Genomic DNA, 26,043 nt, shown 5'->3' on the forward strand with positions numbered 1-26,043 from the left:
CCGGGTTCGAGCAGCACGTCCGGTTCTACTTCGTCGGCGCGATCATGGCAACGACGTAACGGGCAGCGGCTACCGCTTGCGGGGCTGGGCGAAGCGGATCATGTTGCCGGACGGGTCGCGGAAGGCGCAGTCGCGCACGCCGTAGTGCTGGTCGATCGGTTCCTGCAGGACCTCGCCGCCGGCGGCCCGCACCTTTTCGAAGGTGGCGTCGACATCGTCGGTGGAGAAGATCACGCCGCGCAGCAGGCCCTTGGCCAGCAGGTCCGTCATGGCCTGGCGGTCGGCCGCCGAGGCGTTGGGGTCGGCGAGCGGCGGCTCGAGGACGATCTCCACGTCCGGCTGCGCGGGCGACCCGATGGTCACCCAGCGCATCCCCTCGTATCCGACGTCGTTGCGCACCTCGAGGCCGAGGGCGTCGCGGTAGAAGGCGAGGGCCTTGTCGTGGTCGTCGACTGCGATGAAGCACTGAGAGAGTGTGATGTCCATGCCGTCGACGCTACGAGGTGGCGGTGGAATGCGCTTCTCCGATCCTGACCGGTTCTCCCCGGGTGGGTACCAGGGCGCTCGACCCGTATCGTAGCTTCACGCCAACTATCCTTTATCTCAGGCGAGTTGCCGTTTCGCTGACCTATGTTCCCTGGGGCACGCCCATTCGCCCCAGGAGGTCAGATTGCAGTCCAGGCGCTTCCTCGCCTTATCCCGCCTGATACGCCGTTCCCACCTGCTCATAGCCTTCGGCCTCGGCTCGCTCCTGCTCGGTTCGACGCCGTGGCTCGGGGTCGCGAGCACGGCGGCCGGCCGCGCCCCGGAGCCCCGGTCCGCCCCCGTACCTCTCGACCAGCAGACGGCGGCGCAGTCACCGCACCACGGCATCGCGCCGGCGAACGCCATGGAGCCAACAGCTCCGGTTCTCGACCGCACCGGCTGGACGGCCACGGCGAGCGACGAGGAGACCAGCGGCGAGAACGGGCGCGCGGCCAACGTGCTCGACGGCAACACCGGAACCATCTGGCACAGCAAGTGGACCGGTACTCCAGCCCCGCTGCCGCACAGCATCACCATCGACATGCAGCGCACGACCGTCGTCTCCGCACTCGTCTACCACCCCCGCACCAACGGACCCAACGGACGCGTCGGTGAGTACGGCATCAGCCTCAGTACGGACGGACGGAGCTGGGGAAGTCCGGTCGCCACCGGCACGCTCGCGGACGATGCCGCCGCCAAGACCCTCGGGTTCGCCCCGCAGGGAGCCCGGTTCGTACGGCTGACGGCGCTCACCGAGGCCGGCGGCCGCGGGCCCTGGACCTCCGCCGCCGAGATCAACCTGCTGGGCGACCCCGGCACCCCGGCCGCCACCGTCGACCTGTCCCGGGCCGGCTGGACGGCCACGGCGAGCGACGAGGAGACCAGCGGCGAGAGCGGGCGCGCGGCCAACGTGCTCGACGGCAACACCGGAACCATCTGGCACAGCAAGTGGACCGGTACTCCAGCCCCGCTGCCGCACAGCATCACCATCGACATGCAGCGCACGACCGTCGTCTCCGCGCTCGTCTACCACCCCCGCCCCGACGGGCCCAATGGCCGGGCAGGCGCGTACACCGTCACCACCAGCACCGACGGCACGGCCTTCGGCGCGCCCGTCGCGGCCGGCACCTGGCGGGACGACGACACCGTCAAGACCGCCACCTTCACCCGTGCGGAGAACGCCCGCTTCGTACGCCTGACCGTGACCACCGAGGCCGGCGGCCGCGGTCCGTGGACCTCGGCCGGTGAGATACGCCTGAGCGGACCGGCAAGCCCGGCCGTCCACGGGTCCTGGGACCGGATCATCGGCTTCCCCCTGGTGCCCGTGGCCACCGCCGCCCTGCCCGGCGACAAGCTGCTGGCCTGGTCGGCGTACGCGGTCGACCGCTTCGGCGGCAGCAGCGGCTACACGCAGACCGCGATCCTGGACCTGAAGACCGGCAAGGTCACCCAGCGCCGCATCGACAACACCGGCCACGACATGTTCTGTCCCGGCATCGCCATGCTGGCCGACGGCCGGGTGCTGGTCACCGGGGGCAGCAACGCGGAAAAGGCGAGCATCTACGACCCGGCCACCGACGCGTGGTCCGCCACGACCAGCATGAACATCGCGCGCGGCTACCAGGCCATGACCCTGCTCTCCACCGGTGAGGCCTTCGTCCTGGGCGGATCCTGGAGCGGACCCGCGGGCGACAAGGCCGGCGAGGTCTGGTCGCCGGACACCCGCACCTGGCGCAAGCTCCCGGGCGTCGCCGCCACGCCGGCGCTGACGGCCGACCCGGCCGGACCCTACCGCGCCGACAACCACATGTGGCTGCACGCCACTTCGGGCGGCAAGGTACTGCAACTGGGCCCGAGCAAGCAGATGAACTGGATCTCGACCACCGGCCAGGGCAGCATCACCGCCGCCGGCACCCGGGCCGACAGCCAGGACGCCATGACCGGCAACGCCGTCGCCTACGACATCGGCAAACTGCTCACCCTGGGCGGCTCGCCCGCCTACGAGAAGACCCCTGCCACGCGGCGCGCCTACACCGTGAACGTCTCGGGCAGCCAGGTCCAGGCAGCCCGCACCGGGGACATGGAGTACGCCCGCGCCTTCGGCAACAGCGTCGTCCTGCCCGACGGCAAGGTGGCCGTCTTCGGCGGGCAGGCCTATCCGGTGCCGTTCAGCGACGCGACCTCGGTGCTGACCCCCGAGCTGTGGGACCCGTCGACCGGCAGCTTCACCCCGCTCGCCACCATGGCCATCCCGCGCAACTACCACAGCGTGGCCAACCTGCTGCCGGACGGGCGGATCTTCTCCGGCGGCGGGGGCCTGTGCGGTGACTGTGCGACCAACCACGCCGATGGGGCCGTCTTCACACCGCCGTACCTGCTCAACGCCGACGGATCGCCGAAGCCGCGTCCTGCCATCACCGGGGGCGTGCCCGCCACGGCAGCCCCCGGCGCGTCGCTCACGGTGACCACCCAGGCTCCGGTGGCGTCCTTCGTCCTGATGCGGGCCGCGGCCGCGACCCACTCCACCGACAACGACCAGCGGCGGGTCCCGCTGGTCTCCACCGCCACGGGAACCGGCGCCTACACGGTGGCCATCCCCGCTGACACCGGCGTGGTCCTGCCGGGGACCTACATGCTCTTCGCCCTAGACGCCCAGGGAGTGCCGAGCACCGCCCGGTTCGTCACCATCTCCTGAACCCACGAGCGGTGTCCGGCCCCCGAGCCGGCCGGACACCGCAGGGATCGTGGGGGTACCCCGGTCAGGCGCATCATGGCCGTGTGAAGGTGCCCCCGACCGCCGGTGGCGCAGCCGGTGTCCCAGGATTCCTCCAGGTCGCTCCCACGCCCCGGACCGCCGTGGTCTGGCTCCCTCCGGCCGGGCTGTGGCCCGCGATCCAGAGCATTCGCGCCGAGCACGACCCCCAGATCCGCCGCTGGCCACCGCACGTGAACCTGATCTTCGGATTCGTCCCGGAGACCGACTTCGCGGCAGCGGTCCCGCTGCTGGCCGCCGCGGCCGCGCAGAGCGGGCCTTTCACCATCCGCCTCAGCGGAGTGCACGCCTTCCGCCACCGCGCGTACTCCACCGTGTGGCTGGACCCCGCCGCGGCCGGTCCTGCCCCCTGGACCACGCTCCAGGGCGCCCTGGCGGAGCCGTTCCCACTGTGCCGCGGCCGGTTCCCGCGGTTCACACCGCACCTGTCGCTCGGCCGCACCGACGACCCGCGGAACCTGGCCGCGGAGTGTGCCGCCCTCCTGGGCAGCACGGCGGCGCAGGTCCACGACATCGTGCTGCTCTCCCGTCGCGGCGAAGAGCCCATGCGACCCCGCCTCACGATCACCCTGGGCACGGGCGAAGTGCGCCGGCACCAGGATTGCGGCACCTCCCGTTCCGGGTGACGGGCGGCCGAACGGCCCAAGGGCGGAGGCTTGTGACAAGCCCGCCTGCGCGGTCGTACCTATCGTGGGAGCAACCTCATGACCAGGACGTAGCGCGCGGACAGGTGGATCGTGAACGGATCCGGGATCGACTACCAGGCGGTGTTCGACGCACTGCCGGGCGCGGTCGCACTGCTGACCCCCGATCTCGTGTTCCTGGACGCCAACGAGGCGTACCTGTCGATGTCCGGCCGCACGCGCGAGCAGGTCGTCGGCGGCTATCTGTTCGACGTCTTCCCCGACAACCCCACCGATCCGGGCGCGACGGGCATGTACAACCTGCGCACCTCCCTGGAACGGGTCGTGGCCACCGGGGAGCGCGACACCATGGCCCTGCAACGCTACGACGTGGAATACCACGATCGGCCCGGGGTGTGGCAGGAGCGGTACTGGAGCCCCGTCAACGTCCCCGTCCGCGCCCCCGACGGCAGCGTGGCGCTGCTGCTGCACCGCGTGGAGGAGGTCACCGAACTCATCCGGGCCCAGAGCGCACGCGGCGTCACCGACCGCGCCCAGGTGCTGGAGTCCGATCTGTACACCCGCGCCCGGGAGCTTCAGGAGGTCAACGAACGCCTGCGCCACGCCCACGCCCATGAACGCGATGTGGCTCTCCATCTGCAGGAGGCGATGCTGCCCACGCCCCGCCCGCTCGGCCACCACCAGGCTGCCGTGCGCTACCTGCCGGCCGCCGGAGCCCTGAACGTGTGCGGTGACTGGTACGACCTCGTCGACCTGCCCGGCCGCACCGCCGTCGCCGTCGGTGACGTCGTCGGCCACGGACTGCGCGCGGCCGGCGTCATGGGCCAGCTGCGCAGCGCCCTGTCAGCCGCCTCCCGCGTCACCGAGGGCCCCGCCCAGGCCCTCGAGGGCCTCGGCCTGTACGCCCGCTCCATCGACGGCGCCGAGTCCACGACCGTGGTGTCGGTCTTCATCGACTGGAACAGCCGCACCCTCACCTACAGCTGCGCCGGCCACCCCCCGCCCGCGCTCTGCCACGACGACGGCACCGTCACCTTCCTCGACCAGGCCACCGACCCCCCGCTCGGCGCCCGGCCCGAACACGCTCGCCGCCCCCAGGCCCAGAGCGCCTTCACCGAAGGTTCCGTACTCGTCCTCTACACCGACGGACTCGTCGAACGCCGCCACGAGGACATCGACGCCGGTCTCCAAAGGCTCGCCGACGCCCTCGCACGACACCGCACCGCCGAACCCGAAGCGCTGGCCGACGCCCTGCTGACCGACCTCATCCCGTCGGCCGGAATCACCGACGACACGGCCCTGGTCGTCCTGCGCCTGTGACGGCGCCGCGGTGAGAGCGCGGCTCGCCCCGGCCTGCATGGCGATCACCGGCGCAGGGCCCGAGAATGAGACTGCCCGAACGAGAGCGCCCGGCAAGACGTGGAGGGCCGATGCTTCCCTATCCGCCGATTGCCGAGCACGGCCTGATCGGGGACCTGCAGACGTGTGCACTCGTCTCCTCCGAAGGCGTGCTGGACTGGTTCTGCTCGCCCCGCTTCGACTCGCCCAGCATCTTCGCCGGACTGCTCGACCACGACCGCGGCGGATGCTTCGCCATCACCGCGGACGCGCCGGGTGTCGAAGGAGGCGGGCCGGGAGGCGAGGCCGGCGTCATCACCCGCCAGCTCTACCTGGCCGATACCGCTGTCCTGATCACCCGCTTCCTCACGCGCGAGGGCGTGGGGGAGGTGGTCGACTTCATGCCCGTCCACCATCCGACCACGGTCACCGACCGGCACCGGGTGGTGCGGGTGATGCGGACGGTACGGGGCTCCGTGCGCTTCGCCCTGGAGTGCAGGCCGCGCTTCGACTACGGCCGCGCGCACCACGACCTCGCCCTGGACGGAAGCACCGCGCGCTTCGAGGGTCCGGGCGTCACCGCGCACCTGCAGGCCATCGGCCCTGTTCCGCTGGAGGCCGACGGGGGTGACGTACGAGCCGGGGTGACGCTGGCGGCCGGTGAGCGTGCGGCCGTCGTGCTGACGGTGTGCGACTCCGCGAGCCAGGCTCCACGGCCGCTGGACGCGGACGAGCTGGCGGAGGAATTCGCCGCCGTGCGCCGTTTCTGGCACGACTGGATCGGACGCTGCAGCTACCGGGGCCGCTGGCAGCAGATCGTCAACCGCTCCGCCATCACCCTCAAGCTCATGACGTACGCGCCCACCGGCGCGCCCATCGCCGCCGCGACCATGGGCCTGCCCGAGCAGGAGGGCGGCGAGCGGAACTGGGACTACCGCTACACCTGGATCCGCGACGCCTCCCTGGCCGTGCGGGCCATGCGCGACCTGGGCTTCACCGAGGAAGCGAACGCCTTCCGCGGCTGGCTCCAGCAGCGGCTGGAGGACGGGGGAGCACCCAACGGAGAGCCGCTGCAGATCATGTACCGCGTCGACGGGGACCCGTACCTGGCCGAGGAGGTCCTCGGCCATCTGGCGGGCTGGCGCGGCTCCGCCCCGGTGCGCGCGGGCAACGGCGCCGCCGGGCAGCTGCAGTTGGACATCTACGGCGAGGCCGTCTTCGCCCTCGCCCACGCGGGCCAGGCCGGCGACGTCATCGGCTACGACGGCTGGCGGCGCTCCGCCGCCGTGCTGGACTGGCTGTGCGACAACTGGGACCGCCCCGACGAGGGCATCTGGGAGACCCGGGGCGGCCAGAAGGACTTCACCTACAGCCGCCTCATGTGCTGGGTCGCTCTTGACCGTGGCGTCCGCCAGGCCTCCGCCCTCGCCCGCCCGGGCGACGTACCCCGCTGGACCGCCGCTCGCGACGCCGTCCTGCAGCAGATCATGACGCGCGGGTGGAGCGAGGAACGCCAGGCGTTCGTCCAGCACTACGGCAGTACCGTCCTGGACGCCTCCCTGCTGATGATGCCGCTGGTCGGCTTCATCACCCCGAAGGACCCGCGCTGGCTGTCCACCCTGGAAGCCATGGACGGCGAACTCGTCTCCGACAGCCTCGTCTACCGCTACGACCCCGCCGCCTCTCCCGACGGCCTGCAGGGATCCGAGGGCACCTTCTCCCTGTGCAGCTTCCTCTACGTCTACGCCCTCGCGCGCGCCGGACGACTCGAACAGGCCCGCTACGCCTTCGACAAGATGCTCACCTACGCGAACCACGTGGGGCTGTTCGCCGAGGAGATCGGCCCCAGCGGCGAGCAACTGGGCAACTTTCCCCAGGCCTTCACCCACCTCGCCCTCATCACAGCGGCCCACGCACTCGACACGGAACTCGACCGGTTCGCGAGCCGCGGCCAGAGCGTCGCTCCCTGACGGCTCCCGGGCTCAGCGCCAGGCGGGATGGCCTTCGCCGGAGGTGCCGGTGGTCAGGGTGCGCTCGCCCGTCTTGTCCGCGCGCACGGCCCAGATCACCGGCTTCTCGTACGGGCCGCGGACGAAGGCCACCCAGGTGCCGTCGACGGACCAGGCGGGGTCCATCTCATGGGCGCCGGTGGCGACCAGGTCGCGATCGTCCGTGCCGTCGACGGCCACGAGGCGGATGTCGCCCTGAGTACCCGCGCCGTAGGTCCCCGCGGTGTACGCGAAGGTCGCGCCGTCCGGGGACCACACCGGGTCGAGTGCCGGATGGGGCAGCCGGGTCACCTGTTGCGGGGCGCGGTCCGGGGCGGCGGGGTCGACCACGTGGATCTGCCAGTTCTCGGGCTCCGTCTGCAGACAGACCGCGATGCGCTTGCCGTCCGGCGACCACGCGGGGTCCTCGACCTGGCCCTTGCCCGAGGTGAGCTGGCGAGCGGAGCCGTCGGCGACGTCGACCACGAACAGCTGCTGTACGCCGTCCTTCTTGCGCAGTACGGCGAGCCGGCTGCCGTCCGGCGACCAGGACACCCTGCCACCGGCGATGGAGGCGACCCGCCGCGCGTTCGAACCGTCGGCGCCGGCGGTCCAGACGGCCGTGCCCTCGGGCGTGGTACGGGTGAACGCGAAGGACTTGCGGTCAGGGGACCACGTGGGCAGCGTGTCGCATGCGTCCCCTGCCACGAGCTGCACGGGTGCCTCCGTCGCCGCGTCCCGGCGGGCGATGACGCCGTGACACGTCCCCGGCCAGCCGGGGGCGGTGTCCTTGCGGATGAGCAGGGGCTCCGTCGGGAAGGGGGCGGCGGCAGGTGCGGGGGCGGAGCCGGTGGGTGTGACGGCGCCGGGCTTGGCATCGTCCTTGGTGGAGCCGGTCCAGGGCTGCCACAGCAGCAGGCCGACGGCCGTGAGAGAGGCCACGAGCACCGCCGCCGCCACGACCGCGCGTCGACGCCCGGGCTGCGCGCCCACCGGCTGCCGCGCCTCTGGTGAGGGCGTGGGCGTTGGGGAGAGCGGTGCCGCCGGCCCCGTCACGGTCCGCGGCTGTTCCGTACGGGGCTGCGGGGCGACGACGGGCCGGGGGGCGTCCGCCGCCGGGGTGTCCTGCGGTGCATCCGGCGCGGTGGGCTGCGCCGCCGGTTCCTGCCGGGGGAGCAGGTGCGTTGCCGCGTCCGGCAGCCAGGAGTCACCGGCCGGGTGGCGGACGGTCAGGCTGCCCAGGAAGGCGGATGGGGTGGGCCGTGCCTCCGGGTCCTTGGACAGGCATGCGCCGATGGCTTCGCGGAGTTCGCCGGGGACGGCGGTCAGGTCCGGTTCCTCGTGGACGACCTTGTAGTGCCTGGCCGCGGACGGGCCGTCGCCGAAGGGGGAGCCGCCCGCGGCCTGGGTGAGCACCACCCCCAGGGCGAACATGTCGACCGCGGGGGTCAGGGCGCCACCGCCGCTGAGCTGCTCGGGTGCCAGGAATCCCGGCGTGCCGATCTGCAGTCCGGTCTGCGTCAGAGCCGTTCCGTCCAGGGCGCGCGCAATGCCGAAGTCGATGACGCGCGGCCCGTCCTCCGCGACGATGATGTTCGCGGGCTTGAGGTCGCGGTGGATGACCCCCACCCGGTGGATCGCCTCCAGCGCCTCGGCCAGTCCGGCCGCCAGGACGGTGAGCGTGTCCAGAGGCAGCGATCCGACGCGCGCGAGCACCGCTTGCAGGGTGGGGCCGGGCACGAAGGCCGTCACCAGCCAGGCCGGCTCCCCGTCCGGGTCGGCGTCGACGACCGGTGCGGTGTGGAAGCCGCCGACCCGCCGCGCGGCCGCCACCTCGTCGGCGAACCTCCGCTTGAACCCTGGCTCGGTGCTGAGCTCTGGACGTACCACCTTGACGGCGACCGCACGGCCGGACTGGGACCGGCCCAGGTAGACCACGCCCATGCCCCCCTGGCCGAGCCGTCCCACCAGCCGGTAGCGGCCCTCGCCGACCGAGGTGGGATCGCCCGTTTCGAGCGGCTTCATGGGTCCCCCGTTTCACACCGTGCGCGATGAACAGCCTCTCCTTACCCGTCGCGCGGCATACCAGTCAAGCCAGGCCCGGGGGGAGGCCCGGGGGAGGGCCGTCGTACCGCTCAGGGTGTGCGCCACCGTGCGGCCGTCCGGCTGGTCGCCTTCCACAGCTCGGGCCCTCCGGCCGGGGCGGGCCACACCTGGATCAGGTACTCCTCGACGGGATCACTCGCCACGCGCGGATCGCCGTCGTCGCGGTTCCTGCCGTGGACGCGGATCCGGTAGTCGCCGGGGCCGGGAAGCTCCAGCCGGCCGGCCGGGTCCACTTCGGTGCCGGTCGTGGCGAAGTCGATGAACGCGGAGTCCCACGAGACGGGCACCTCGGCGACGTCCTGCCACCCGTCCGCGTGCAGGGGCGGGGCCTCGTCCCAGAGCTGGGCCGTCACGGCGATGCGGCCGATCTCCTGCCCGCACAGGATGCGGGCGCTGCCGTCGTCCGGGTCGGCCTCGACCAGACCGTTCAGCGTCCACTCGGGTTCGAACTCGGCCACGAGATCCTCCCCCGTCAGGTCGATCGTGCCGGCGTCGACGTGGACGGTGCTGGTGGTGGTGTGCTGCGGGGCGGGCATGTGGGGTCTTCCTCTCGGTCTCGAATCGGAACGGGGCCGCACCCATGGTGGGTGCGGCCCCTGCTCTCGGGGTACCGGTTCGGCAGAAGTGCCGGCGTACGGCTGGGTCGGTGGGTCAGTCCCTGCCGCAGCCCACCGGCCCCATCGCCTGAGGCGGCGCCACCGCACCCGCGGACTTGAGGACGCGGACGTAGAACGCGTCGCCCTCCAGGACCCGCTGACCGTTCAGCGAGGCCTTGCGCAGGCTGCCCTCACGGGAGTTGTCGTCCCCGTCGAGGAAGTGGCAGGAGTAGTCCGGGTTCCGGCTGGCCCCCTCCAGTGACTGGGCGAACGGGTACTCGTCACAAGCCAGCCCGCTGCCCGGCGGAGGCCGCGGCACGCCGCGGCCGCAGGCCACGTCACGGTTCGCGTCGATGACGGTCTCGTCGAACGTGCGGTGCAGCGGGTACCGGGTACCCGGCTTCCCCCACGGCTGGTCGAGGTTGCGCTGCGCCCAGTCGACGTGCCAGGCCACCGCGTCGACCCTCGGGTTGCCGGTGTCCAGCACCCACACGGCCGCGACCTGGGGGTACACGCAGCCGCCGGACCGGACGGGCGTGATGCGGGGGGTGCTGTCGCAGCGCGGCCGGAACGTCTCCCCGATGAGCGCGCTGCCCTCGTCATGACGGGGCGCGTCCAGGGTGGCGTACGGGCGGACGCTGTCGTTGACCAGGGCCCGGCCCGGCGAAGACACGGTGAACTCGTACGTCCGCGTCTGGTTTGGGAACAGGAACTGCTCACCGGACTCGTCCACGTCGCAGTGGTTGCACTCGAAGCCGACCCGGCCGTTGGTCAGCCAGCCCGCCCACGAGGACGGGTCCGTCAGCCGCAGCTCCACCTTGTACTTCGACTCGTACCGGTTGCGCGGGTCGAGCGTGGCCGTGACCTTGGAATGCAGGGTCGCCGTCCCGGCGGGTGTTCCGTTGACCGTGTAGACCACCGGGATCTTCAGGTTCGAGCACGACTCGGTACGGGTGAGCCGGATGAACCCTTCGGCACAGTCGATTGCCTGGGCGCCCACGTCGTCGGCGCCCACCTCGCCCTCGGTGTCCGTGAGGGTGGTTGCCTTCTCCGGAGTGCCCAGTTTGATGGCGAGTTGACCTGATCCGGAGTCGTTCGGTTCGGGCGCGGCGCTTGCGGGTGCGGCCACTGCCAGTGAAATCAGCAGGGCCGTACCCAGTGCAGCGACTGCCGCGCGTGTCCTGCGTAACGATCCTTTACCCATGCGGGTCAGTCCTTCGTCAGTCGTCGAACGGATTGACCCGTGCATGCTGAAACGTTCACCGGCGGTCGGTCAACGGGCTGTTGAGATCTACCGGACGTCCTCACGCAAACCCCCCGAGGCACACGCATATCCCTCACCACGGGAACCCGTACCTCCTTCGTTCCTGTGCCGACCCTGCGGGCTTCCTTAAGGGACCTTGAAGAACGCCTCCAGACCGATCTTTTGGCTGGTCACGGCCCTAGGCTCGGTCCGAGCCTCCCCCAGCCCCCGCTGGGAGGTGCCCCACCCCTTCTCTCTGTGAGGTCTACAGGCATGAGCCGCAGCCAAACTCCCGGAACGCCGTCCCGCGTCGAGGCACGACGGAAGAAGGCGGTGCGCACGCGCATCGTGCTGTCTCTCACCGCGGCGGCCGCGGCGGTGGCGGTCGGGGTCGCGGTGGCCGACTCCGACGGCGGAGCGCGCGGGGACAGGCGGGCCGATGGCGCCAGCGGACCGAAGTCCGGGACGCCGGGCTCCGGTAGCGGGGAGGCGACGGCGACTCCCACGCCTCCCCTCCCCACGCTCACCGCCGACGCCGCGGCCGCGACGGGCGCGACACCGTCAGGAACGCCCGGCGCCGACGCCACGGGATCCGCCGCTCCCACGAAGCCCGCGGCAGAGGAGAGCAGCCCGGACAAGTCGGCGTCGACCCCGGCCCGCAAGCCCGCGTCGCGTACGCCTGCCGCGACCACCGGCGGCGGTTCCGGGGGTTCGGGCGGCTCCTCCGGCAATGCCTCCGGGGACTCCGAGTCGGCGGTCCTCGCCCTGGTCAACAAGGAGCGGGCCGCGGCCGGGTGCGGCCCCTTGGCCACGAACGCCAAGCTGAGCGCGGCGGCGCGGGCGTACAGCGACACCATGGCCCGCAGCGGCGTCATGTCCCACACCGGACCCGACGGGTCCACCATGACCACCCGCGTGGAAGCGGCCGGATACGGATGGTCCCGCCTGGGCGAGAACATAGCCCGGGGCCAGTCGGACGCCGACGCCGTCATGAACGCGTGGATGAACAGCCCCGGCCACAAGGCCAACATCCTCAACTGCGCCTTCCGGGAGATCGGCATAGGCGTCCACAAGGGCGACGGCGGCCCGTGGTGGACGCAGGACTTCGGCACACCGAAGTAGGAACCCTCCCGCCGGCCGCCGAGCGGCACACGTCCTCCGACCCGTACGCGGGCCAGGAGGACGTCGGCGTTTGCCCCGCGGACCCGCGCGACGGCGGACCCGCGGTGACGGGCGCCCCGGTGCGTCGGCCACTATGGGGCCGTGCCCCGAATTCCGCGCTACCTGCTCATATGGCTGTCGTGCACGGCCGCCAGCGTGACCGCCGTGCTCGTCACGGTCCAGTTCGTGGTCGGCTCGACCAGGCATACACCTCCGGTGGCGCGGTCCGCCCCGATGGTCTTCGATTCGCCGCCCGCGTGGCAGGCGGGGCAGGGCCAGTCCCCGAGCCCGCAGTCCCCGAGCCCGTCCGCCAGTGGCTCGCCCACCGCGACCGGGCAGCCGTCTCCCTCGGCCTCGACGCCCACACCCGCGAAGGCCTCGACGGGAACCCCCAGGACCACCGCGCCGAAACCCTCCGTTGACTGCGAGGAGGGCGGACCGGGCCTGCACACCGTCCCCTCGCAGGGCGGCAAGGTCACGGTGCGGTACGGGAGCCGCGGCGTGTGCCTGATCTCCGCGATACCCGGCCGCGGGTTCAAGGCCACCACGTCACAGACCGCGGACGACACCCTGACGGTCACCTTCACCAGCGCGGACCACCGCTCGGTCATCACGGCGACGATCGACCCGGTGGCGAAGGCCAGCGTCCGCGAAACCTCGTTCTGAGGGCCCGGCCGCCTCGACCGCTTCGGCCGATCCGCACCACTCAACCCCCTGATCCCTTTTGCGCGTTTCGCCTCCTTGCGTGTGCTCATCACCCGAGTTCCGGCGAAGCGGAAGGTGAGCTGTTCCTTAGGGAAACCTCAAGATCGCGCTCGCCCGGTTCGGGCGGCCCGGAGCGGTCCTATGCTCGCGTCAGCCGAGCGGCCTTCGGCGCCCGGGCGTGATCGCCCCGGCGACCCGTCCAGCCGTCGCGCCGTCGGCTTCACCGAGCCGGGAGGCGTTCCTCGCCCTTCCCGCAGTCCGAACCGTGCCTTGGGGTGTCTTCGCCATGAGTTCTCGCATACTCCGACCCGTCCGTGCCGGCCGCCCCGCGCAGCCCCGCTCCGCCGCGCCCCTGGGGGTGCGACTGCCGCTGGTGGCCGCGGCCGTGGTCGCCGCCGGGCTGACCGCAGCGTGCGGTCCGTCCTCCCAGCCCGTCGGGTCCGCCTCGCCGTCCGCGGGCGGACCGTCGTCGCAGACCCTCGCCGCCGGGACGGAGTCCGCTTCCGCGTCCGCCTCCGCCGAGGCGTCCCCGACCGCCTCGGCCTCGCCGTCGGCGTCCGCCAGTACCGTTTCCGCCTCGCCGAGCCCCTCGCGCGCCCAGACGGCTTCGGCCGCCCCCAAGCCGTCCCGTACGTCCGCCGCCCCCGCACCGGCACGGATACCCGGGCCCGGCTACGACAGTTCGGCCGATGCGCAGAAGCTGATCGACGCGGCGCTGAGCGCGGCCAAGGCCGACGGCAGGATGGTGCTGCTCGACTTCGGCGCCAACTGGTGCGGCAACTGCAAGGCGGCCGACAAGGTGTTCGCCCAGCCGCAGACGGCCGCGATCCTCGGGGACTCGTACCACCTGGTCAAGGTCGACATCGGCGGCAACAGCTCCGCCAACTCCGCGCTCCTGCGCAAGTACAGCCCCTCGGGCGGCACTTACAAGATGCCCGTTCTGATCGTCGTCACGCCGTCCGGCACGGTGCGCACCGACACCCACGCCACGGGCAACCCCTCCCTGACCTCGGACGGGATCAACTCCTTCCTGCGTAAGTGGGCGTCATGAGACGACCGGTTCCGCGCCGCGCCGCCCTGATCGGCGCCGGTCTCGGGGCGGCGGCCTGCTGTGTCCTCGCCGCCATCGGCATGGCCGGCACCGACGCCGGCGGTGCAGGGGCGTCGGCCGGGCCGACGGGGGCCGCGGTCAGGGCCGCCGACGCGGCCACGGTCGTGGACTCCGGCGCCCGGCCGACCGCGCCCGTGCTGGCGGGCGAGGACCTGGACGGCAAGCCGGTCAGCCTCGCCGAGTTCCGGGGCCAGGTCGTCGTGCTCAACGTCTGGGGCTCGTGGTGCGGACCCTGCCGGGCGGAGGCCGACGACCTCGAGCGGCTCAGCGGGCAGACCCGGGCCGAGGGGGTCCGGTTCCTCGGGATCAACACCCGCGACCGGGACCGCGCGGCAGCGCAGTCCTTCGTACGCGCGCACGGCCTGGGCTTCCCCAGCCTCCACGACCCCGACGGCGAGCTCCTGCTCCGCTTCCCTCCCGCGCTCCTCAACCCGCAGGCGATCCCCTCGACCCTCGTGATCGACCGCCGCGGACGCATCGCCGTCAGCATCGGGGGCGCGATCACCGACGAGGAGCTGAGGCCGCTCCTCGCGCGCGTGGCGGAGGAAGCGGCATGACGACTCTCACGGGCCTGACGCTCGCCGCCGCGGACGCCCCCTCCCTCCTCTACGGGGCGCTGGCCGTCGCCGCTCCCGTGGCGTTCTGCGCGGGACTCGTCTCCTTCCTCTCGCCGTGCGTACTGCCGCTCGTGCCGGGCTACCTCAGCTACGTGACCAGCCTGTCGGTCTCCGACCTGGCGGACGCCCGCGGCGGGCAACGCCGCCGCATGGCGGCCGGCGCGCTGCTGTTCGTCCTGGGCTTCACGGCGGTCCTCGTCTCCGGAGGGGCCCTGTTCGGGTACTTCGGCCGGACTCTGCTGGCCCACCAGGAGGTGATCACCCAGGTGCTCGGCGTCTTCACCGTGCTGATGGGGCTGTCCTTCATGGGTCTCCTGCCGGGCTTCACGCAGCGGGAGTTCCGCAGCCACCGGCGGCCCGTGCTCGGACTGGCCGGCGCACCCGTGCTCGGGGCGGTGTTCGCGGTCGGGTGGACCCCCTGCATCGGCCCGACGCTGGCCGCCGTACAGGCGCTCGCCTGGAGCGAGGCGAGCGCGGCCCGCGGGGCCCTGCTGATGGCGGCCTACTGCCTCGGGCTGGGCTTGCCGTTCATCCTGGCCGCGCTGGCCTTCCGCCGGGCCCTGGGCGCCTTCGGGCTGGTCAAACGCCACTACCAGTGGGTCCTACGGATCGGCGGCGGGATGCTCGTGCTCGTCGGCGTGCTGCTGGCCACCGGCGTGTGGAACGACCTGGTGTACCGGCTGCAGTTGTGGAGCGCGGACTTCACCCCAGCCGTCTAGGGCCGCTGTTCGGCCCGTCCCCTTCCCTTCGCTGATACAGCTGACACAGAGGCATAGAGGCACAGATGAACGTTTCCCCGTATGTGAGGCATTCCCGGAAGGCCCGCATCGCGGCCGCCCTCCTCTCCCTGGCCGCCCTCGCGGCATGCGGCGAGCAGCCCGCCAAGGCCGGCGGCGCCGCGCCCACGACGCGCTTCACCGAGAACGGGGTCACCGTCACGCTCTCGGTGTCCGACTGGCATGCCCCGAACGGCACCCTGACCGCGGTCTTCACCCCCGAGGAGACGGGGTTCCACCTCTACAGCACCGATCTGCCGCCCTCCGGAATCGAGGGCGTGGGCAGACCGACCGCCATGGACGTCGCCGGGGTCCTGCGGGCGGACGGGAAACTGACGGCCGCCGCGGAGGTACGGACGATCAGCGTGCCCGGTGTCGACGCCCCGGTCCCCGTCTACCCGGACGGCCCCGTCACCACCACGCTGCCCTTCCGCGCCGACGGCAACGGGGACGCGACGGTACTGCTCGGGTACGCGAGCTGCAGTTCGGAGGAAGGCTGCACCATTCCGGTCTCCGACCGCCCCGTGCACCTGCGCATCACCGACGAAGGCCCGGCCTTCGGCGCCCACCAGTAACGGGCGTTCACTAAGGTGTGCCCATGCCCAGCGTCCTGGTCGTCGAAGACGACCCCAGCATCCGCCAGTCACTGATCGAGGTCCTGGCGGAGCACGGGTATGCCGTGCGCAGCGCGGGTGACGGATTCGGCGCCTTGCGCGAGGTCACCCAGATGCCCGTCGACGCGGTGGTCCTCGACCTGGGCCTGCCCGATCTGGACGGAGGAGACGCACTGCGCATGATCCGGGGCATATCCTCCGTTCCCGTACTGGTGGCCACCGCCCGCGACGACGAGACGGAGATAATCAAGCTCCTCAACGCGGGCGCCGACGACTACCTGGTCAAACCCTTCTCCGGGGGACAGCTCATCGCACGCCTCTCCGCCGTCCTGCGGCGCACCAGCCACCTTCCCTCCGCCCATGGCGCCCATGGCACCCATGCCGCTCAGGGTTCGCGGCAGCCGCAGGCGGCCGAACCGCTGCGCGCCACCACCGTGGGCGAGCTGGCGGTGGACCCCGGCGCGCGCACCGCCTACCTGGCCGGCCAGGAGCTCCACCTCACCCGCCGGGAGTTCGACCTCCTGGCCTTCCTCGCCCACCACACCGGCCAGGTCGTCTCCAAACGGCGGCTGCTGACCGAGGTCTGGCGCGAGCCGTACGTGGACGACCAGACCGTCGACGTGCACCTGTCGTCCCTGCGCCGCAAGCTCGGCGAACGCGCGGCGGCCCCGCGCTACCTGCTGACCGTCCGCGGCGTCGGCATCAAACTGGTGGCGCCGCGTTGAGACGCTCACTGGCCGGAGTGGCGCTCGCCGTGACGTCGATGGTCGCCCTCTCCTTCCTCATACCGCTGGCCGCACTGGTGATGTCGCTGGTCAAGGAGCAGAGCGTCACCGCGGCCGAGCAGCGGGCCGCCGCCCTGGCCCCCGTACTGACGCTGACCACGGATCCGTCCGCCCTGCGGGAATCCGCCGCCAGTCTGGACGCGACCGAGCACCTGGTCGTGCACCTGCCGGACGCCCCTGCCCTCGGCAGCTCCCGAGCGCCCGCGGCACTGCTCGAACGGGCCCAGAAGGGGCGCGAGTCCATCTCCCAGCAGATTCCCAGCGGCTGGATCTGTCTGCAGCCAGTGGTGCTGCCCGGCGACCGGGTCGCCGTCATCGAGAACTTCGTCCCCGAGGAGGAGCTGACCCGCGGGGTCAACACCTCCTGGGCGGTCATGCTCCTCCTCGCCGTGGGCCTGATCGGCGGTTCCGTGCTGGTCGCCGACCGCCTCGGCGCGAAGGTCGTCAGGTCCTCCAAGAGACTCGCCCACGCTTCCCAGGCGCTGGGCGAGGGCAACCTGGACGCCCGCGTGGACCCCATGGGCCCCAAGGAACTGCGCGACGCGGGCGTCGCCTTCAACGCCATGGCCCACCGGATGACCGAGCTGCTCGCCGTCGAACGCGAACTGGTCGCCGACCTGTCCCACCGGCTGCGCACCCCGCTGACCGCACTGCACCTGGCATCGGAGCGGATGGCGGGATCACCGGAGTCGGCCAGGGTCGAGGCGGCGGTGAGCGAGCTGGAGACGGAACTCCAAGCCATCATCACCGCGGCGCGCACCCCGCTCGCCGTGGGCCCCATGGGCCAGGGCATGCTCGGCACGGAAGCGGGCACGGGCCACCACGCCACCGGCGCGGGAGCCGCCGGCCCCCGCTGCGAGGCAGCCGACGTCGTCCGCCGCCGGACCGCCTTCTGGGCGGTCCTGGCGGAGCAGCAGAGCCGGCCCTGCTCCCTCGAACTCACCCAGGAGCCCGCGGCCGTCAGCCTCTCCGACGACGACGTCGCCGCCGTGGTGGACGCGCTCATCGGCAACGTCTTCCGCCACACCCCGCCCGGCACCCCGTTCGGCGTGAGCGTCGTCCGCACCGCCCAGGCGGTGGAACTGGTCGTGGAGGACGCCGGACCGGGCATCCCGGAACCCGACCGGGCCCTGTCGCGCGGGAGCAGCACCGGCTCCTCGGGGCTCGGCCTCGACATCGCGCGCAGGGCCGCGGCCGTCACCGGGGGCTCGATGAACATCGCGCGCGGCCCCCGCGGAGGCGCGCACATCACCGTGGTCTTCGCCCTCGCCCCACCCCTGCTGTCCGGGCGCCGGACACGCATCTCCCGACGGCGTACGGGATGGCCGCGCGGCCGGTGACGGCGTCCGCCTCCGCCCCCTCCGCCACCGGACCGGGACGTCAGGCGGCCGTGAAGACGTCCTCGTGTGCCTCGTCCAGGATGAACCCGTTGTCGAAGCGGACCCGGACCGTCACGCGGAGCCGCTGCTCCTGGTAGGCGATCCACTCCGGTTCCAGGGAGTCGACCTTCTCCTCGAGCTGCTTCCTGCTCTCCGTGGGCATCCCGTCGCCGTAGGCGTCGAGGAGCGACTTGAGCCGCTCGTACTCGCGGACCTCCTGGCTCTGATGCCGGTGCTCGACCACCCGCTCCACGGTGCCCTCGGTGCCCGCGGCCAGCAGCAGGAACCCGGCGACGGTCCCCGTCGGCGTCGAGGAGTCTTCCGTCATCGCCACCGAACCGGTCAGCCGGGTGTCCGCCGCCAGCTTCACCCGCTGGCCTTCTTTCAGCGTCATTGGTTCTTCGTCTCCCGGATCGGTGCGTGGAGGTGCCATTATCCGTGCCGGTGGAGTGGGAGAGTGGGGGCATGTGCGGTCGTTACGCTTCTTCCCGGGCTCCCGAGGACCTCGCGGGCCTCTTCGACGCCGAGCGGGATCCCGGCGCCGAGGCGCTGGGACCGTCGTGGAACGTGGCCCCGACCGATGACGTGTGGGCGGTCCTGGAGCGCGCCGACCGCGACACCGGGGAGGCGCTGCGCCGGCTGCGGCCGGTGCGGTGGGGTCTGGTCCCGTCGTGGGCGAAGGACCCGGCGGTGGGTTCGCGCATGATCAACGCCCGGGTGGAGACCGTGCACGAGAAGCCGGCCTACCGGCGTGCGTTCACCCGCCGGCGGTGCCTGCTGCCCGCCGACGGCTTCTACGAATGGGTCGCCGTGCCCGCCACCGGCTCGGCGAAGGCGTACAAGCAGCCGTACTTCATCCGCCCCGAGGACGCGGGGGTGATGGCGATGGCCGGGCTGTACGAGTTCTGGCGCGACCCGGCCGTCAAGGACGACGACGACCCGTCGGCGTGGCTGACCACGGCCACGATCATCACCACCGAAGCCACCGATCAGGCCGGCCGTGTCCACCCCCGCATGCCGCTGGGCCTCGACCCCGGTGACTACGACACCTGGCTCGACCCCGCCCACCAGGACACCGCCGACCTCCGTGCCCTCCTGCACACCCCGGCCGACGGCCGCCTCGCGGTGACAGCGGTCTCGACGGCGGTCAACAGCGTCCGCAACAACGGCCCCCACCTCCTCGACCCCGCCGCCCCGTAGCCACAGGCCGCGCGGAGCATCCGGGCCGCTCGACGCTACCGGCCGAGCAGCGGCGCCACGGGAAAGGCGTGGTCCTGCCAGATCAGGCGGGAGGTCTCCTCCGGGTAGGCCGTGACCGCAGACCGCGTGCCGAAGAGCCGCACGAGGCGCCGCTCGGTGTCGTACGCGGTCCAGCCGGGGTCGCCGTGGGCGGCGAACGCCGTCCATGCGGCGCGCATGCGGGCGGACAGCGCCTCGGCCTCGGGGGACGGGCTCTCGCCGATCAGCACGGCGGGCTGGCCCCGGTCCAGGTTGCTGAAGACGAGCGGTACGTCGAGGCCGTGGCAGGCGCCGAGCGCACCGCCCATGCCGGGGGCGGGCCAGGTCAGCTCGTAGACGTGGGCACGGCCGCCGGCGCCGGTCTGGGCCTCGGCGAGGTGGAGGGTCGGCATGCGGAACAGCCAGTCGGAGTTGACCAGTTCGTACAGCTCGTCCGGGCCCGCGGCCGGAAAGCCGTCGCGGTACCGGCGTGCGCCGTCCCGGCCGGGACCGAAGACGTGCAGGGCGGACTCCGCCTGCTCCTGCGTCACCTGGCCGAGCAGGCCGTCGAGCGCGGTGAGCAGCCGCTGTTCGTCGCGGGTGTGACCGACGAGGAGTTCGATGCCACGGCCGGCGCCGTCGGCCAGGGCCTGCCACGGAGTGACCGGCAGGGAGTCACCCTCGACGACCGGAGAGAAGGGGATGGACCGGTGCGCGACCTGACCCCAGCGTTCCGCCCACTGGGCCATCTTGGCGCCGACCGCGTCACCGGCGGCGGACAGCCGGGCCGGGGGCACCGCGGACAGGTCGGCCACCGTGGGCCGCAGCCCCAGCTCGGCGGCGCAGGAGGCGGCGATGTCGGCGGCGAGCTCCGGCGAGAAGAACGTGCCCTGCACGCTCTGCGCGACGGCCCGGCCGAAGAGACCGGCCGCACGCGGCATCGCCAGCAGCGCGGCGACAGATCCGCCGCCTGCCGACTGGCCGAACACCGTGACGCGGTCAGGGTCGCCACCGAAGGCCCGGATGTTGTCACGCACCCACTCCAGCGCGGTGACCTGGTCCAGCAGGCCCCGGTTGGCGGGGGCCCCGTCGATCTGCCCGAAACCCTCAAGGCCCACACGGTAGTTGAACGTCACGACGACGACCCCGCCGTCACGTGCCAGGCGGCCGCCGTCGTACTCGGGAAGACCGGACATGCCGATCGTGTAGGCGCCGCCCTGGATCCACACCATCACCGGCAGCCCTGCGCCAGGGCCCGGCTCGGGCGACCAGACATTGACCGTCAGCCAGTCGTCGCCCACCGCGTCCTTCGCCAGCGCGTCCATGCCGAAATGGCCGCCCTGAGGGGGAGGCGGCCCGTAGGACACCGCCGGACGCACCCCGTCCCATCCCCGTACCGGCCGCGGCGCGGCGAATCGCAGCGAGCCGACCGGCGGCTCGGCGAAGGGGATGCCACGGAAGACCGCCACACCCGCCTCCCGGCTGCCGCGCACGGCTCCGGCGGCCGTGCGGACTTCGGGCTGGGACCCGGGCGGTCCGGACGCGACAACGGACATCATCAATCCCTCGCTGGGCAGTTGGACCGCGATCGCAGTAGTGCGCGCCGGCCCGGACATGCCGGATCATCCCGCTGCGCCATGACGCGCGCCAGCCAATTACTCCGCCGACCGGACAGCCCGACGACACGGGAGCGTTTGGCCCTCCATGCCGGCCTGGAGAAAATCCCTGGTCATCGGAGTGCCGGCCAACTAGCGTGATCCGTCATGCTTACCAACGAACAAATAGTCGAACATGCCCTGGAGCGGATCACCGCCGGCTACGTCTTCCCCGAGAAGGCCGCTGTCGTCGACGCCGCGATTCGGGGCCGTCTCGCGGCGGGTGCGTACGAAGGCCTGGACGGACCGGCGCTCTGCGAGACGGTGACGGCACACCTCCAGGAGGCGTGCCCGGACAAGCACCTGCGGCTGCTCTGGACGGACGAGCCGCAGTCCCTGGAGCCGGTGGACGACGACGGCGGGGAGGCCGCGTTCCTCGCGCTGCTCAGGGCGGAGAACCAGGGGATCCGCCGTGTCGAGCACCTGGAGGGGAACGTCGGGCTCATCGACGTCCGGCGCATCGCGACCGCCGCCGGGGGCGCGAGCGCGATCGGCGCGGCCATGCAGCTCGTCGCGCACAGCTCCGCGCTCGTCCTGGACCTGCGAGCGTGCCTCGGCGGGTCACCGGAGGGGGCGGCGATGTGGTGCAGCTACTTCTTCCGCGACGACCAGGTGCACCTGAACGACATCTACGACCGGTCCACCGACACGACCCGCCAGTTCTGGACGGTCGCGCACCTCCCCGCGCCGCGCTACGCGGACCGCCCGGTCTACGTGCTGACGAGCGAGGCCACGTTCTCCGGGGGCGAGGACGTGGCGTACACCTTGCAGGCGCACGGCCGGGCCGTCGTCGTCGGCGGTACCACGCGGGGCGGCGCCCATCCGACGGCCCGCCACCCGGTCGCCGAGCACGTCCTCGTGACGGTTCCGACAGCGCGGGCCGTCAACACCGTCACCGGTACCAACTGGGAGGGTGTGGGCGTCGTTCCCGACGTCCGGGTCCCGGCGGAGCGGGCACTCGAGGAGGCGCTCAAGGCCCTGCTGTCCGACTGAGGCCTCACTTGCCCCAGATCTTGCGGTACGCCTCGCGGTAGCCGGACGGATCCCAGGACGTGGCGCCGTGGCTGTTCTCGGCCGTGGCGATGTGGACGGGAGCGACGTAGCCGCTGGCGGGCCGGCCGGCGAAGGCGCGGTTGAACTCGTCGATGATCTGCCAGCCCTGCTGGGACAGCGGTTCGGGGACGGTGGCGGCCTGGAACTGCTTGCTGTTGATGCGCTGGAAGGCGGAGGGGTCGCCGTCGCCCGCGCCGATGTTGAAGGGCGGTCCGGAGCCCGGTTTGCCGGCTGCGCGGAGGGCCGGGGCGGCGTCGGCGAAGTAGAGGTCGTTGATGGCGACGGAGTAGGTCCACTTGTCCTGGAAGCGGGACAGGAGGGAGGAGACCGCCTGGGGGGTGCGGCTGCTCGCGTCCGGGATGGGGATGTTCTCGTACGACAGCAGCCGCACGCCGGAACAGGCGGCGAGTTCCCGCTGGATCAGGTCGGCCTTGTTCTTGGCGAACGGGATCGAGTCGTCGGTGAAGAGGACGACTCCGGCGTCGCCGTCGGACCGGGCGATGATCCAGTCCGCGCTGATCCTCGCCACGTCCTCCACCTTCGTGGTGATGTTGGTGAACAGCCTGGGGTTCTCGCTCGGGCCGGGGGAACCCACCGCGTGCCAGCCGATGACCGGGATGTGCGCCGCTTCGGCCCGCGCCATCTGCTGCGCGGTCAGCTGGGGATCGAAGCCGCCGATGACGATGCCGGCGGGCTTGAGGGTGATGGCCTGGCTGAGCGCCGCCTGGATGCCGGCCGGGGTGCCCTCCCCGTCGATCACCCGGACCTGCCAGCCGATGGCCTTCGCGGCCTCCTCGACGCCCTTCGCGACGCCTGCGACGCCGGGGTTGGTCATGGTCTGCGCGACGTAGACGATGGTTTTGCCGGACACCGCCGCAGGGCCGCTGGTGGGGCCGTGCCAGGCGGTGTCGGTGTTCTCGGCCTGCTGAACGGCCGCCTTGGCCTTCGCGAGGGTCGCGGGGCAACCGGCCTGCGAGGGACCGCTGCCGGTCGACGGGCCGCGCGCGCAGCCGGAGACGAGGGCGGCGGCCGCCGTCAGCAGGGCTGCGGCCGTGAGGGTGGTCTTGCGGTTCTGGTACACGGTGCTCCTGACGCGGGTGCGCGTACGACGTGCTCTGGCGTGTTCTGACGTGTTCTAGGGGTGGCTGTCCTTCGCCGGTACGGCCGACGGCTCGTCGGGGGAGCGGCGGGTCGCGGTGGCGCCGGTACGCAGCCGGCGGCGCGCGGAGTAGCCGGCCAGACCGACGGCGATGAGCAGGGTGGCGCCGTTGAACAGCGGCGTGGCCCAGAACTGCGCGCCGAGTTGCCCGATGCCGGCGAGGCCGACGGCGAGGACGGCGACGGCCACGAGGGTGCCGAGGGCGTTGGCGCGCCCGGGCCTGATCGTGGTGGACCCGAGCAGGGCGCCGACGAAGGCGGGCAGCAGGTAGTCCAGCCCGACGCTGGGGTTGCCGGTCTGCTGCTGGGCCGCGAGGAGGACACCGGCGAAGCCGACGACCAGGCCCGAACCGGCGAAGGCGTAGACGGAGTATCTGTGGGTGGGGATGCCGAGAATGCCGGCGGCGCGCGGGTTGGAGCCGATGACGTACAGGTACCGGCCGAGCGGCAGCCGCTCCAGGACCAGCCAGAGGACGGCCGTGACGGCGAGGACGTAGAAGGCGGGTACCGGCAGGCCCAGGAACCGGGAGTCGTAGAGGCCGGTGAAGGCGGCGGGCAGGCCGTTCGGGCCCGGGACGATCCGGCCGCCGTCGGTGATCCAGCCGGTGACGGCGTACATCATGCTGCCGGTGCCGAGCGTGGCGATGAAGGAATCGATCTGCCCGAACTCGACGATGACGCCGTTGAGGGCGCCGGCCACCGCCCCTCCGCACACCACCACGAGGCACGCGAGGGGCCAGGGCCAGCCCACGTTGACGATGAGCTGCATCACCATGACGTGCGCCAGGCCGAGCCCGTAGCCGATGGACAGGTCGAACCGGCCGGTGGCGATGGGGATCGTCGCGCCGAGCGCCAGGAGGGCGGGGATCGACTGGTTGGAGAGGATCGAGGAGATGTTGTCCCGTGTGGGAAAGGTCTCCGGCAGGGCGAGGGAGAAGACCAGGAAGAGCAGGGCGGCGAGGACCAGGAGGCCGTAGGCGCCGATGTGGTGCCCGCGGAGGCGGTCCAGTACGGATCGGGGCGAGGGGGAGAGGGTCATCGGCTCGTCGCAGCTCCGGTGATGGGGGGCATGGCCGAGGCGGTCCGGGTGAGTTCGGCGACGGTGAGGGCCGTGCCGGTCAGCTCGGCGGCCACGCTCCCGCGGACGAACACCAGAGCGCGGTGGCACAGGCCCGCGACCTCTTCGAAATCGGTGGAGAGGAGCAGGACCGCCAGGCCGGAGGCCAGCGCGTCGTCGAGCAGCCGGTGGATCGTGGCCTTGGCGCCGACGTCCACGCTGGCGGTCGGCTCTTCGAGGACGAGCAGGCGCAGGTTCCCCCGGAGCCACCGGCCGACCATGACCTTCTGCTGGTTGCCGCCGGACAGGGTGGCGATCGGCACCTCGCTGTCGCGGGGGTGCACCGAGAACCGGTCGATCAGGGCGGTGGCCTCGGCCCGCTCGCGCCGGGGGCCGATCCAGTGCAAGGCCCGCACGCCGGCTGCCCGGGGGTTCGCCAGGAAGTTCTCCCGTACCGTCAGTTCGCCGGCGCAGCCTTCCTCCTGACGGTTGGCCGCCACGAAGCCGACGCCGGAGCCGAGGGCGGCGGAGACCGTGCGCGGGTGGTACGGGCGCCCGTCCAGCAGCGCCCGCCCGTCGAGGATCGGCCGGGCGCCGGCGATGGCGCGGCCCAGGTCCATGTGGCCGGCGCCGGTCAGCCCCACCATGCCGAGGATCTCGCCCCTGCGCAGGTCCAGGCTGACCGGTCCGGCGGATGCGGTCCGTACCGCCTCGAGGCTCAGGAGGGGCGGGCCGGCGGCGGGGGCCGTGGCGGGCGCGGGGCCGGCCGGGTCGCCGCCCACGATGGCGCGCACCAGACGGGCAGGGCTGTGGCCGGCGAGCGGACCTCGGTCGACCAGGCGGCCGTCGCGCAGGACGGCGAACGTGTCGGCGACCTTGTACACCTCGTCGAGCCGGTGGCTGACGTAGAGGATGCCGTGCCCTCGGTCGCGCAGGGCGTGCAGGACGTCGAACAGCCGGGCGCAGTCCGCGGCCGGGAGGGTGGCGGTCGGCTCGTCGAGGACCAGGAGTTCGGCCCGTGTCGCCAGGGCGCGGGCGATGGCGACCAGAGAGCGCTCGGCGGGGGCGAGGTCGGCGATCCGGGTACGGGCGTCCAGGTGCCCGGCGACGATCCGCAGGGCCTCGTCGCAGCGTTCGCGGGTCCGCCGCCAGGAGACCAGCCCGCAGCGGCGCGGGTAGCCGGTGCCCAGGGCGATGTTCTCGGCGACCGTCATCCACTCGACGAGACCGAGGTCCTGGTGGATGAAGGACATGTTCCGGGCGGCGGCGTGGGAGCCGAGCGGGTGCCCGGCCACCGTCACCTCGCCCTCGTCGGCGTGGTGGACCCCGGCGAGCACCTTGATGAGCGTGGACTTCCCGGCACCGTTGGGACCGAGCAGGGCGAGGACGCTGCCCCGGTGGACGTCGAGGTCGACCGCGGTCAGCGCGAGCGTGCCGCCGAATCGCTTGCCGAGACCGCGCACGCGGACGAGCGGCTCTCCACCGAAGGGCGACGGCGTGCCGGTCGAGGTGTCGGGAGCGTCATGCACAGACTTCTCCGG

23 protein-coding genes are annotated in these 26,043 nt (G+C 72.3%); 14 read left to right on the forward strand and 9 right to left on the reverse strand.

The features are described from left to right. Positions 1-69 precede the first annotated feature (69 nt). Positions 70-486: a VOC family protein gene (locus JIW86_RS36205; RefSeq protein WP_215142765.1), complete on the reverse strand. Its 417-nt coding sequence runs from the start codon at positions 484-486 to the stop codon at positions 70-72. A 184-nt stretch (positions 487-670) separates the two neighbouring features. On the opposite strand from JIW86_RS36205, the gene JIW86_RS36210 reads away from it, so the two are divergent. The 4 genes from JIW86_RS36210 (at position 671) to JIW86_RS36225 (ending at position 7,250) form a co-directional block, all read left to right on the forward strand. Continuing rightward, the gene (locus JIW86_RS36210; RefSeq protein WP_257558557.1) at positions 671-3,220 is read left to right on the forward strand and encodes a discoidin domain-containing protein; all 2,550 of its coding nucleotides are present in this window, start codon (positions 671-673) and stop codon (positions 3,218-3,220) included. An 83-nt stretch (positions 3,221-3,303) separates the two neighbouring features. Further along, entirely contained in the window at positions 3,304-3,924 is a 621-nt protein-coding gene (locus tag JIW86_RS36215) for a 2'-5' RNA ligase family protein (RefSeq protein WP_257558558.1), read from the forward strand. Between the two features lie 108 nt (positions 3,925-4,032). Beyond that, positions 4,033-5,262 carry a PP2C family protein-serine/threonine phosphatase gene (locus JIW86_RS36220; RefSeq protein WP_257559572.1) on the forward strand — a complete coding sequence of 410 codons (1,230 nt, stop codon included), beginning with the start codon at positions 4,033-4,035 and terminating at the stop codon, positions 5,260-5,262. A gap of 110 nt (positions 5,263-5,372) precedes the next feature. Continuing rightward, a complete protein-coding gene (locus JIW86_RS36225) occupies positions 5,373-7,250 on the forward strand; it encodes a glycoside hydrolase family 15 protein (protein ID WP_257558559.1) in 1,878 nt (625 codons plus the stop codon). A 12-nt stretch (positions 7,251-7,262) separates the two neighbouring features. On the opposite strand, the gene JIW86_RS36230 is transcribed toward JIW86_RS36225, so the two are convergent. The 3 genes from JIW86_RS36230 to JIW86_RS36240 form a co-directional block, all read right to left on the reverse strand. Beyond that, positions 7,263-9,293 carry a serine/threonine-protein kinase gene (locus JIW86_RS36230; protein ID WP_257558560.1) on the reverse strand — a complete coding sequence of 677 codons (2,031 nt, stop codon included), beginning with the start codon at positions 9,291-9,293 and terminating at the stop codon, positions 7,263-7,265. A 110-nt stretch (positions 9,294-9,403) separates the two neighbouring features. After that, entirely contained in the window at positions 9,404-9,910 is a 507-nt protein-coding gene (locus tag JIW86_RS36235; protein WP_257558561.1) for a hypothetical protein, read from the reverse strand. Between the two features lie 115 nt (positions 9,911-10,025). Then, positions 10,026-11,099 (reverse strand): hypothetical protein, encoded by a 1,074-nt coding sequence (locus JIW86_RS36240; protein WP_215142774.1) that lies wholly within the window; start codon positions 11,097-11,099, stop codon positions 10,026-10,028. A 387-nt stretch (positions 11,100-11,486) separates the two neighbouring features. Here JIW86_RS36240 and JIW86_RS36245 point away from each other — a divergent pair, with 387 nt between their 5' ends. The 8 genes from JIW86_RS36245 to JIW86_RS36280 all read left to right on the forward strand — a co-directional run bounded on the left by JIW86_RS36245 (position 11,487) and on the right by JIW86_RS36280 (position 18,322). After that, positions 11,487-12,335 carry a CAP domain-containing protein gene (locus JIW86_RS36245; protein WP_257558562.1) on the forward strand — a complete coding sequence of 283 codons (849 nt, stop codon included), beginning with the start codon at positions 11,487-11,489 and terminating at the stop codon, positions 12,333-12,335. Between the two features lie 141 nt (positions 12,336-12,476). Beyond that, a complete protein-coding gene (locus JIW86_RS36250; RefSeq protein ID WP_251064445.1) occupies positions 12,477-13,040 on the forward strand; it encodes a hypothetical protein in 564 nt (187 codons plus the stop codon). A gap of 325 nt (positions 13,041-13,365) precedes the next feature. After that, entirely contained in the window at positions 13,366-14,130 is a 765-nt protein-coding gene (locus tag JIW86_RS36255) for a thioredoxin family protein (protein WP_257558563.1), read from the forward strand. Further along, a complete protein-coding gene (locus JIW86_RS36260) occupies positions 14,127-14,747 on the forward strand; it encodes a TlpA disulfide reductase family protein (RefSeq protein WP_257558564.1) in 621 nt (206 codons plus the stop codon). The genes JIW86_RS36255 and JIW86_RS36260 overlap by 4 nt, the downstream gene beginning before the upstream one ends. After that, on the forward strand, positions 14,744-15,526 hold the full coding sequence (locus JIW86_RS36265; RefSeq protein ID WP_257558565.1) for a cytochrome c biogenesis CcdA family protein: 783 nt from the start codon (positions 14,744-14,746) through the stop codon (positions 15,524-15,526). Before JIW86_RS36260 ends, JIW86_RS36265 begins: the two co-directional genes overlap by 4 nt. 65 nt (positions 15,527-15,591) lie before the next feature. Beyond that, positions 15,592-16,158 (forward strand): hypothetical protein, encoded by a 567-nt coding sequence (locus JIW86_RS36270; protein WP_257558566.1) that lies wholly within the window; start codon positions 15,592-15,594, stop codon positions 16,156-16,158. Between the two features lie 23 nt (positions 16,159-16,181). Then, positions 16,182-16,922 carry a response regulator transcription factor gene (locus tag JIW86_RS36275; RefSeq protein ID WP_257558567.1) on the forward strand — a complete coding sequence of 247 codons (741 nt, stop codon included), beginning with the start codon at positions 16,182-16,184 and terminating at the stop codon, positions 16,920-16,922. Beyond that, entirely contained in the window at positions 16,919-18,322 is a 1,404-nt protein-coding gene (locus JIW86_RS36280) for a sensor histidine kinase (RefSeq protein WP_257558568.1), read from the forward strand. The genes JIW86_RS36275 and JIW86_RS36280 overlap by 4 nt, the downstream gene beginning before the upstream one ends. A gap of 40 nt (positions 18,323-18,362) precedes the next feature. Here the strand turns inward: JIW86_RS36280 and JIW86_RS36285 are convergent, their stop codons facing one another. After that, a complete protein-coding gene (locus tag JIW86_RS36285) occupies positions 18,363-18,755 on the reverse strand; it encodes a hypothetical protein (protein WP_257558569.1) in 393 nt (130 codons plus the stop codon). Positions 18,756-18,826: 71 nt separating this feature from the next. Between JIW86_RS36285 and JIW86_RS36290 the strand changes: the two genes are divergently transcribed. After that, positions 18,827-19,561: an SOS response-associated peptidase gene (locus JIW86_RS36290; protein ID WP_257558570.1), complete on the forward strand. Its 735-nt coding sequence runs from the start codon at positions 18,827-18,829 to the stop codon at positions 19,559-19,561. Positions 19,562-19,596: 35 nt separating this feature from the next. Here the strand turns inward: JIW86_RS36290 and JIW86_RS36295 are convergent, their stop codons facing one another. Next, positions 19,597-21,135, reverse strand: a complete 1,539-nt coding sequence (locus JIW86_RS36295; RefSeq protein WP_257558571.1) for a carboxylesterase/lipase family protein — start codon at positions 21,133-21,135, stop codon at positions 19,597-19,599. Between the two features lie 207 nt (positions 21,136-21,342). On the opposite strand from JIW86_RS36295, the gene JIW86_RS36300 reads away from it, so the two are divergent. After that, a complete protein-coding gene (locus JIW86_RS36300) occupies positions 21,343-22,227 on the forward strand; it encodes a S41 family peptidase (protein WP_257558572.1) in 885 nt (294 codons plus the stop codon). Positions 22,228-22,231: 4 nt separating this feature from the next. Here the strand turns inward: JIW86_RS36300 and JIW86_RS36305 are convergent, their stop codons facing one another. The 3 genes from JIW86_RS36305 to JIW86_RS36315 are packed head-to-tail and all read right to left on the reverse strand — an operon-like array spanning position 22,232 to position 26,031. Continuing rightward, complete coding sequence (locus JIW86_RS36305) at positions 22,232-23,368, reverse strand: substrate-binding domain-containing protein (RefSeq protein WP_215142795.1); 1,137 nt, start codon at positions 23,366-23,368, stop codon at positions 22,232-22,234. A 54-nt stretch (positions 23,369-23,422) separates the two neighbouring features. Continuing rightward, the gene (locus tag JIW86_RS36310) at positions 23,423-24,484 is read right to left on the reverse strand and encodes an ABC transporter permease (RefSeq protein WP_257558573.1); all 1,062 of its coding nucleotides are present in this window, start codon (positions 24,482-24,484) and stop codon (positions 23,423-23,425) included. Then, a complete protein-coding gene (locus JIW86_RS36315; RefSeq protein WP_257558574.1) occupies positions 24,481-26,031 on the reverse strand; it encodes a sugar ABC transporter ATP-binding protein in 1,551 nt (516 codons plus the stop codon). Before JIW86_RS36315 ends, JIW86_RS36310 begins: the two co-directional genes overlap by 4 nt. Positions 26,032-26,043: the final 12 nt, after the last annotated feature.

The sequence above is a fragment of the Streptomyces sp. NBC_00162 genome, assembly GCF_024611995.1.
In the GTDB taxonomy this organism is placed as follows: Bacteria; Actinomycetota; Actinomycetes; order Streptomycetales; family Streptomycetaceae; genus Streptomyces.

What these genes read in the sequence shown, in the direction of transcription:
- JIW86_RS36205 (WP_215142765.1), bottom strand. Translation starts at nt 486, where the DNA reads ATGGACATCACACTCTCTCAGTGCTTCATCGCAGTCGACGACCACGAC.
- JIW86_RS36225 (WP_257558559.1), top strand. Translation starts at nt 5,373, where the DNA reads ATGCTTCCCTATCCGCCGATTGCCGAGCACGGCCTGATCGGGGACCTG.
- JIW86_RS36230 (WP_257558560.1), bottom strand. Translation starts at nt 9,293, where the DNA reads ATGAAGCCGCTCGAAACGGGCGATCCCACCTCGGTCGGCGAGGGCCGC.
- JIW86_RS36235 (WP_257558561.1), bottom strand. Translation starts at nt 9,910, where the DNA reads ATGCCCGCCCCGCAGCACACCACCACCAGCACCGTCCACGTCGACGCC.
- JIW86_RS36245 (WP_257558562.1), top strand. Translation starts at nt 11,487, where the DNA reads ATGAGCCGCAGCCAAACTCCCGGAACGCCGTCCCGCGTCGAGGCACGA.
- JIW86_RS36255 (WP_257558563.1), top strand. Translation starts at nt 13,366, where the DNA reads ATGAGTTCTCGCATACTCCGACCCGTCCGTGCCGGCCGCCCCGCGCAG.
- JIW86_RS36260 (WP_257558564.1), top strand. Translation starts at nt 14,127, where the DNA reads ATGAGACGACCGGTTCCGCGCCGCGCCGCCCTGATCGGCGCCGGTCTC.
- JIW86_RS36265 (WP_257558565.1), top strand. Translation starts at nt 14,744, where the DNA reads ATGACGACTCTCACGGGCCTGACGCTCGCCGCCGCGGACGCCCCCTCC.
- JIW86_RS36270 (WP_257558566.1), top strand. Translation starts at nt 15,592, where the DNA reads ATGAACGTTTCCCCGTATGTGAGGCATTCCCGGAAGGCCCGCATCGCG.
- JIW86_RS36275 (WP_257558567.1), top strand. Translation starts at nt 16,182, where the DNA reads ATGCCCAGCGTCCTGGTCGTCGAAGACGACCCCAGCATCCGCCAGTCA.
- JIW86_RS36285 (WP_257558569.1), bottom strand. Translation starts at nt 18,755, where the DNA reads ATGACGCTGAAAGAAGGCCAGCGGGTGAAGCTGGCGGCGGACACCCGG.
- JIW86_RS36290 (WP_257558570.1), top strand. Translation starts at nt 18,827, where the DNA reads ATGTGCGGTCGTTACGCTTCTTCCCGGGCTCCCGAGGACCTCGCGGGC.
- JIW86_RS36295 (WP_257558571.1), bottom strand. Translation starts at nt 21,135, where the DNA reads ATGTCCGTTGTCGCGTCCGGACCGCCCGGGTCCCAGCCCGAAGTCCGC.
- JIW86_RS36300 (WP_257558572.1), top strand. Translation starts at nt 21,343, where the DNA reads ATGCTTACCAACGAACAAATAGTCGAACATGCCCTGGAGCGGATCACC.
- JIW86_RS36310 (WP_257558573.1), bottom strand. Translation starts at nt 24,484, where the DNA reads ATGACCCTCTCCCCCTCGCCCCGATCCGTACTGGACCGCCTCCGCGGG.